Source organism: Microcoleus asticus IPMA8, assembly GCF_013179805.1.
Taxonomy (GTDB): domain Bacteria; phylum Cyanobacteriota; class Cyanobacteriia; order Cyanobacteriales; family Microcoleaceae; genus Microcoleus; species Microcoleus asticus.
Map to the genome: position 1 here is coordinate 1 of NZ_SRRZ01000293.1, position 1,524 is coordinate 1,524.

At 45.4% G+C, this 1,524-nt stretch carries 1 protein-coding gene and 1 pseudogene; both read left to right on the forward strand.

Annotation, left to right across the window (positions count from 1 at the left end):
• Positions 1–160: 160 nt before the first annotated feature.
• The gene (locus E5S67_RS31920; protein WP_172193480.1) at positions 161–1,123 is read left to right on the forward strand and encodes a DNA polymerase III subunit delta'; all 963 of its coding nucleotides are present in this window, start codon (positions 161–163) and stop codon (positions 1,121–1,123) included.
• A gap of 39 nt (positions 1,124–1,162) precedes the next feature.
• Positions 1,163–1,524, forward strand: a pseudogene (gene msrA / locus E5S67_RS31925) (peptide-methionine (S)-S-oxide reductase MsrA); the annotation flags it as partial.

The window sequence follows — 1,524 nt, forward strand, 5'->3', positions numbered from 1 at the left end:
ATTTATATCAACCTTCAAGAATGTCATTACATTTTTAATCTATGATACAATTGATATTATTCCTTATTCCTTATTCCTTATTCCTTATTCCTTCTTCCTTCTTCCTTCTTCCTTCTTCCTTCTTCCTTCTTCCTTCTTCCTTCTTCCTTCTTCCGCAAACATGGATTATTTTACATCATTAATCGGACAAGAGCGAGCAGTAGAATTGCTAACTCAAGCAGTCGAGCGAAACCGAATTGCTCCTGGTTATTTATTTATCGGCTCTAACGGCATCGGCAAAAGTTTAGCGGCTCAGTGTTTCATTGAGCTTTTATTCTCAGCCAATCTTCCCGAAACCAGACTAATAGCCTCCGTGCAAAATCGCGTGCGGCAGCGAAATCATCCAGACTTGCTCTGGGTAGAACCAACTTACATGAACCAAGGCAAACGGCTGTCGCCAAAGGAAGCAGAGGAAGCCGGTTTAAAGCGGAAAGCACCGCCACAAATTCGCTTAGAACAAGTTCGAGAAATCGGTGAATTTCTCAGCCGACCGCCACTTGAAACGGCGCGTTCAGTCGTAGTTTTGGAACAAGCAGAAACAATGGGCGAGGGAGCCGCTAACGGCTTGTTGAAGACATTGGAAGAACCGGGAAAAGCAGCGCTCGTTTTAATTGCTCCGACAGTGGAAGCTTTGTTGCCCACTTTGATTTCCCGCTGTCAAAAAATCCAGTTTTCTCGGCTGAATCCCCAAGCAATGGCACAAGTTTTGCAGCAAGCGGGATTCGCGGAGATTTTATCCCATCCCGAAGTACTGGGAATGGCTCAGGGAAGTCCTGGCGAGGCAATTTCTATTTGGCAACAACTGCAATCAATACCCGATGATTTGCTGCAAAAGGTGAAGCAGTTGCCTCAAAATCTGCGGTCTGCTTTGGAATTGGCCAAGGAAATTGATAAAACTTTAGATACTGAATCTCAGTTGTGGTTAATTGATTATTTACAGCACTGTTACTGGCAGCAATTTTTGGCAGGGGGAATTAGTCGATCGCCCTTAGAACCCTTGGAAAAAGCGCGGCAATATTTGCTAAACTACGTACAGCCGCGATTGGTTTGGGAATGCACACTGATGGGAATATGTCAAGCATAACCTAGTGCCAAGTTTTATCTCAATACGATGAGTAACACGATGGAAAAAGCCACATTTGCCGCCGGTTGTTTTTGGGGAGTTGAACACAAGTTTCGCGCCGTTGCGGGTGTTGTCTCGACGGCTGTGGGCTACACGGGAGGTCACTGGCCCAATCCCTGCTACCTGGATGTTTGTGCCAGAGTCACCGGTCACGCTGAATCTGTGCTGCTAGAGTACGATCGCAGGTGAGTTACGAAACACTGCTAGATGTATTCTGGAACTGTCACGATCCTACCCAAATCAATCGCCAAGGCCCCGACAGAGGCGAACAGGGTGCATCTCACTTTTGCAAATATATGAAAAAGGGCTCAAATGAAAAAGCTAGTAAAACTGTGAAAAAAGATGAGGTAAAAAAAAATGAC

Coding starts and splice junctions, on each gene's coding strand:
- E5S67_RS31920 (WP_172193480.1), top strand. CDS start 161: ATGGATTATTTTACATCATTAATCGGACAAGAGCGAGCAGTAGAATTG.